General features: G+C 73.5%; 5 protein-coding genes and 1 tRNA gene. 4 read left to right on the forward strand and 2 right to left on the reverse strand.

The features are described 5' to 3' along the window. Positions 1-104 precede the first annotated feature (104 nt). Positions 105-1,226, reverse strand: a complete 1,122-nt coding sequence (locus ACRYR8_RS20840) for a DUF3616 domain-containing protein (protein ID WP_432485452.1) — start codon at positions 1,224-1,226, stop codon at positions 105-107. A 28-nt stretch (positions 1,227-1,254) separates the two neighbouring features. After that, positions 1,255-1,327 (reverse strand) — tRNA-Gly (locus ACRYR8_RS20845). A gap of 217 nt (positions 1,328-1,544) precedes the next feature. Here ACRYR8_RS20845 and dnaK point away from each other — a divergent pair. The 4 genes from dnaK (at position 1,545) to ACRYR8_RS20865 (ending at position 5,658) form a co-directional block, all read left to right on the forward strand. Continuing rightward, the gene (dnaK, locus tag ACRYR8_RS20850) at positions 1,545-3,413 is read left to right on the forward strand and encodes a molecular chaperone DnaK (RefSeq protein ID WP_432485451.1); all 1,869 of its coding nucleotides are present in this window, start codon (positions 1,545-1,547) and stop codon (positions 3,411-3,413) included. Then, positions 3,413-4,012 (forward strand): nucleotide exchange factor GrpE, encoded by a 600-nt coding sequence (grpE, locus tag ACRYR8_RS20855; RefSeq protein WP_432485450.1) that lies wholly within the window; start codon positions 3,413-3,415, stop codon positions 4,010-4,012. Before dnaK ends, grpE begins: the two co-directional genes overlap by 1 nt. Before the next feature lie 58 nt (positions 4,013-4,070). Next, positions 4,071-5,120, forward strand: a complete 1,050-nt coding sequence (locus ACRYR8_RS20860; RefSeq protein WP_432485448.1) for a DnaJ C-terminal domain-containing protein — start codon at positions 4,071-4,073, stop codon at positions 5,118-5,120. A gap of 166 nt (positions 5,121-5,286) precedes the next feature. Beyond that, on the forward strand, positions 5,287-5,658 hold the full coding sequence (locus ACRYR8_RS20865; RefSeq protein ID WP_432485463.1) for a heat shock protein transcriptional repressor HspR: 372 nt from the start codon (positions 5,287-5,289) through the stop codon (positions 5,656-5,658). Positions 5,659-5,714 lie beyond the last annotated feature (56 nt).

A 5,714-nucleotide genomic window follows, 5' to 3' on the forward strand; every position in this document is an offset into this window, starting at 1 on the left:
GGGGGGGGGGGGGGGGGGGGGGGGGGGGGGGGGGGGGGCGGGGGGGGGGGGGGGGTGGGGGGGGGGGGGGGGGGGCGGGGGGGGCGCGCGCCCCCCGCTGCGGCTCACGCCGGCGGCAGGTCCCACACGTCGGCGAGCATCGCGCCGTCGCCGGCGTGGCGGGCCGCGGCCGGGGAGTCGAGCACCACGAGGAGCTGCTCGCCGTGGTCGGTGCCGTGAGCGCCGGGCGGCAGCACGGCGATGCCCTCGGCGTGGTCCTCGCCCTGGCCGTGGGGCAGTTCCAGCACGAGCGGCAGCTCGTCGGCGCGCACGACCTCGGCGGCGTCGGCGGCGCAGGCGCCCACCCAGCGGTGCACGCGCACCGGCCCGGACAGGCTCATCGACGGACCGGCCAGCACGAGCAGGTCCTCCCCGTGCGGGCACAGGTCGCGCACGCCCAGGCCGCCCAGGTCCAGCAGGTGCAGGCGGTAGCGCTCGCCCTTCCCCGGGCCGTCGCCGAAGCGGGCGAGCCGCAGCCGGTGCGGGTCGTCGGGGTCGGTCTCGGGCCGCACCTCCACCACGACGGCCCAGCCGCGCAGCACGGGCCCGCGGAAGCCGACGTACAGGCGGACCTCGCCGTCGTCGCGCTGGTGGGCGGCGATGCCCTCGACGTCCACGCCGTTGTCCTTGCTGGGGATGGCGAGGAACGGCTCGAGCAGGTCGTCGTCGTCGAGCAGGTCGGTCAGGGAGTCGCCGCGGCCGCCGAGGACGGCGGCGGTGAGCTCCTCGCCGTCCACCTCGACGCGGCGGGCGGGCAGGCCGGTGGCGGGGTCGACCGGCAGGCGGGCCAGGACGTAGCGGTTCTCCTCGCGCACGACCTTGCCCAGGCGCTTGCGGGCCTTGGCGTCGGAGTCGTGGTCGCGGATCTTCTTGCGCTTGAGGCTGTGCGAGCCGACCGCCCACAGCCAGGGGCCGTTGCGGGCGATGCCCTCCAGGTCGGCCTCCTCCTCGGCGCCGGCGGGCAGGTCGACGAGGTCGGCGAGGTTGGTGCTGACCTCGTCGGCGTACCCGGTGACCGCGCCGTCGGCGGAGCGCTGCGCGGTCAGGCGCTCCACGGTGGCGGTCTCGTCGCCGGCGACCCACAGGTGCTCGCCGTCGGTGCGGACCGCGGAGAGGTTGGTGTGGGTCGCGCCGGCCCGGGAGGCGGCGGAGAAGTGCAGCGGCACCTGTCGCACGGGGGAGTCCACGGGGTGACCCTAGTGAAGAGAGGGGGAGAGCGGACGACGGGACTCGAACCCGCGACCCTCACCTTGGCAAGGTGATGCGCTACCAACTGCGCTACGTCCGCACGCTTCCCGGCGCCGGACCTGGTGGCCCGCCCCGGTGTGCGTCGTAGACCTTAGCCCACGCCGGAGCCCACCCGTGCCACACCTCCGGGAACACCGCGCCCCCCTCGTCAGTTGAGCCGGGTGGGCTCAAGTGATGTGACTGCCGGGTTGACAGATCCGTGGCGGTCGGCAGACTTGAGCGTAGAAGGCTCAACCGCGAAGAGGGGATTCACCACCATGGCACGTGCGGTCGGCATCGACCTCGGTACCACCAACTCCGTCGTCTCCGTCCTGGAGGGCGGCGAGCCGACGGTCATCGCCAACGCGGAGGGCGGTCGCACGACCCCGTCGGTCGTGGCGTTCGCCAAGAACGGCGAGGTCCTGGTCGGCGAGATCGCCAAGCGCCAGGCCGTCACCAACGTGGACCGCACCATCCGCTCCGTCAAGCGCCACGTCGGCACCGACTGGACCGTCGCGATCGACGACAAGAAGTACACCCCGCAGGAGATCAGCGCCCGCGTCCTGCAGAAGCTCAAGCGCGACGCGGAGTCCTACCTCGGCGAAGCCGTCACCGACGCGGTCATCACCGTCCCGGCGTACTTCTCCGACGCCCAGCGCCAGGCCACCAAGGAGGCCGGCGAGATCGCCGGCATGAACGTCCTGCGCATCATCAACGAGCCCACCGCGGCCGCGCTCGCCTACGGCCTGGACAAGGGCAAGGAGGACGAGCTCATCCTCGTCTTCGACCTCGGTGGCGGCACGTTCGACGTGTCCCTCCTGGAGGTCGGCAAGGACGAGGACGGCTTCTCCACCATCCAGGTGCGCGCCACCTCCGGCGACAACCACCTCGGTGGTGACGACTGGGACCAGCGCATCGTGGACCACCTGCTGAAGAAGGTGCAGGGCAGCTACGGCATCGACCTGTCCAAGGACAAGATCGCCATGCAGCGCCTGCGCGAGTCCGCCGAGCAGGCCAAGAAGGAGCTGTCGACCGCGACGAGCACCGGCATCTCGCTGCAGTACCTGTCGATGACGGAGAACGGCCCCGTCCACCTGGACGAGCAGCTGACCCGTGCGCAGTTCGAGCAGATGACGCAGGACCTGCTGGACCGCACCAAGGCCCCGTTCCACGCCGTCATCCGCGACGCCGACGTCAAGCTCGCCGACATCGACCACGTCGTGCTCGTGGGTGGTTCCACCCGCATGCCCGCCGTGACGAACGTCGTCAAGGAGTTGACCGGCGGCAAGGAGCCCAACAAGGGCGTGAACCCGGACGAGGTCGTCGCCATCGGCGCCGCCCTGCAGGCCGGTGTCCTCAAGGGTGAGCGCAAGGACGTCCTGCTCATCGACGTCACCCCGCTGTCCCTGGGCATCGAGACCAAGGGCGGCATCATGACCAAGCTCATCGAGCGCAACACGGCCATCCCGACCAAGCGCTCGGAGGTGTTCACCACCGCCGACGACAACCAGCCGTCCGTGCTCATCCAGGTGTTCCAGGGCGAGCGCGAACTGGCCCGCGACAACAAGCCGCTGGGCACGTTCGAGCTCACCGGCATCGCGCCGGCCCCGCGCGGCGTGCCGCAGGTCGAGGTCACCTTCGACATCGACGCCAACGGCATCGTGCACGTGTCGGCGAAGGACCGCGGCACCGGCAAGGAGCAGTCGATGACCATCTCCGGCGGCAGCGCGCTGTCGAAGGAGGACATCGAGCGCATGGTCAAGGACGCCGAGGCGCACGCGAACGAGGACAAGCAGCGCCGCGAGGAGGCCGAGGCCCGCAACCAGGCCGAGAGCCTCGTGTACCAGACCGAGAAGTTCCTCGCCGACAACGCGGACAAGCTGCCCGCGGACGGCAAGGAGGAGACCGAGAAGGCCGTCGCGGAGCTCAAGAGCGCCCTGAACGGCACGGACGCGGCCGAGATCAAGGCCAAGACCGAGGCCGTGGCGCAGGCCAGCCAGAAGCTGGGCTCGGCGATGTACGCGCAGGCGCAGGGCGAGGGTTCCCCCGCCGGTGACGCCGGCGCCTCGGCCGGCCCGGACTTCACCAAGCCCGCCGACGACGACGTCGTGGACGCCGAGGTCGTCGACGACGAGAAGGACAAGTGATGTCGGAGGAGTTCCCCGAACCGACCGTCGTCCGCGACCGTCGCCGCATCGACCCCGAGACCGGGCAGCTGCGCGAGCCGGCGCCCGCCGCGGAGCAGCCCGCCGAGGCGGCGGGACCCGCGGCGGCCCAGCCGGTCGTCGGCGGCCCGGACGACGGTGCCGCCGACGCGGCGCTGGAAGCCGCGCAGGCCCTCGCGGCCGAGCGCCTGGAGGAGCTGCAGCGGCTGAACGCCGAGTACGTCAACTACCGCAAGCGGGTCGACCGCGACCGGGACGTGGCGCGCAACGCCGCGCTCTCCAGCGTGGCGGAGGCGCTGCTGCCCGTGCTGGACGACGTCCACCTGGCCCGTCAGCACGGCGACCTCACCGGCCCGTTCTCGGCGATCGCCGAGAAGCTGGAGGCGACGCTGAGCCGCTTCGGCCTCGAGCGCTACGGCGAGAGCGGCGAGCCGTTCGACCCCGCGGTGCACGAGGCCCTGATGCACAGCCACTCCGAGGAGCACGAGGTCGCCACCTGCGTGCAGGTGCTGCAGCCCGGGTACCGGTTCGGCGAGCGCGTGCTGCGCCCGGCACGCGTCGCGGTGGCCGACCCGCAGTGACGCCGAGGGGTTCCCGGAGTCCTGTCATGTCGTCGATGGTGGAGGGGAGGGAGTGCCGGTGAGCATGCAGGACTGGGCGGAGAAGGACTTCTACGCCGTGCTCGGCATCCCCCACGACGCCGACGCGGCGGAGGTCAAGAAGGCCTACCGCAAGAAGGCGCGGACGCTGCACCCGGACGCCAACCCGGGTGACCCTGCGGCCGAGCAGCGGTTCAAGGAGGTCGGGGAGGCGTACGCCGTCCTGTCCGACCCCGAGCAGCGCCGGCAGTACGACGGCGTGCGCGCCATGGTCGGCGGCGGTGCCCGGTTCTCCGCGGGCGGGGCCGGCGGCCCCGGCGCGGGTTCCGGTTTCGAGGACCTGCTGGGCGGGTTGTTCGGGCAGGGCCGCGCGCCCGGCGGCGTGCGCTTCGGCACCCCCGGCGGTTCCGCGGGCCCCGGTTTCGAGGACCTGCTGGGCGGGTTGTTCGGCCAGGGCGGTGCACCCGGTGGTGCCGGCGGGCAGTTCGGCGGGCCGTTCGGCGGGCCGCCGCCGCCCGCGCAGGGGCAGAACCTGGAAGCCTCGGCGCGGGTCTCGTTCCGCGCCGCGCTGGAGGGTGCGACGGTGTCGCTGCGGGTTCCCGACCCGCGCGGCGGCCCGGTGCGCACCGTCAACGCCCGGCTGCCGCAGGGCGTGCGCGACGGGCAGACCGTCCGCCTGCGGGGCAAGGGGATGCCCGGCCCCGGAGGTGTCGCCGGCGACCTGCTCGTCACCGTCCACGTCGAAGCGCACCCGGTGTTCAAGCGCGAGGGGGACGACCTGCGCATGACGCTGCCGGTGTCGTTCGACGAGGCGGTCCTGGGCGCCACCGTGGAGGTGCCGACCCTCGACGGCAGCGCCGTCCGGGTGAAGATCGCACCGGGCACGCCCTCGGGCCGCACGCTGCGGCTGAAGGGACGCGGTGTGAAGCGCTCGCGCTCCACCGACGACCGCGGCGACCTGCTCGTCACGGTGGAGGTCGTGGTGCCGCAGCGGGTGGACGGCGAGGTGCGCGAGGCCGTGGAGGCGTTCGCGAAGGCGACCGCCGGTCAGGACCCCCGCGCGGGTCTGGCCGAGCGCGCTCGCAGCTGACGCGGGTGAGCGCCCCGCGGGGGCCGTGCCCGGGAACGGGCGCGGCCCCCGAGGGGGTCGCGCCCGGGGGAACCGGTGGGAGGAGGGGACCGTGCACGACTACAACTACGACTACGACGAGGACGCGGCGGTGTTCGTCATCTCCGTGGCCGCCGAGCTGGCGGGGATGCACCCGCAGACGCTGCGCCAGTACGACCGGCTGGGCCTGGTCTCCCCGAGCCGGGCGCGCGGTCGCGGCCGCCGCTACTCCGCGCGCGACATCGCCCAGCTGCGCGAGGTGCAGCGACTGTCCCAGGAGGACGGCGTGAACCTGGCCGGCATCAAGCGGATCCTGGAGCTGGAGAACCAGGTGACCGCGATGGGCCGGCGCGTGGAGGAGCTGGAGGCCGAGGTGCAGCTGGTGCGGCAGCAGGCCCGTCGCATCTTCGCCGCCGGGATGGCCGGTGACATCGTCGCCACCCCCGTCGGCAAGCGCCCCCCCTCCCCGCAGCGCTCCACCGCGCTGGTGGTGTGGCGCCCGGAGCGCTCAGCGCGCTGACGCGCCGCGCTCACCCCGCGACGAGGCCGCCGGCCGCGACCACCCGGTCGCGGCCG

The organism is Kineococcus esterisolvens, assembly GCF_050871405.1.
GTDB lineage: Bacteria > Actinomycetota > Actinomycetes > Actinomycetales > Kineococcaceae > Kineococcus.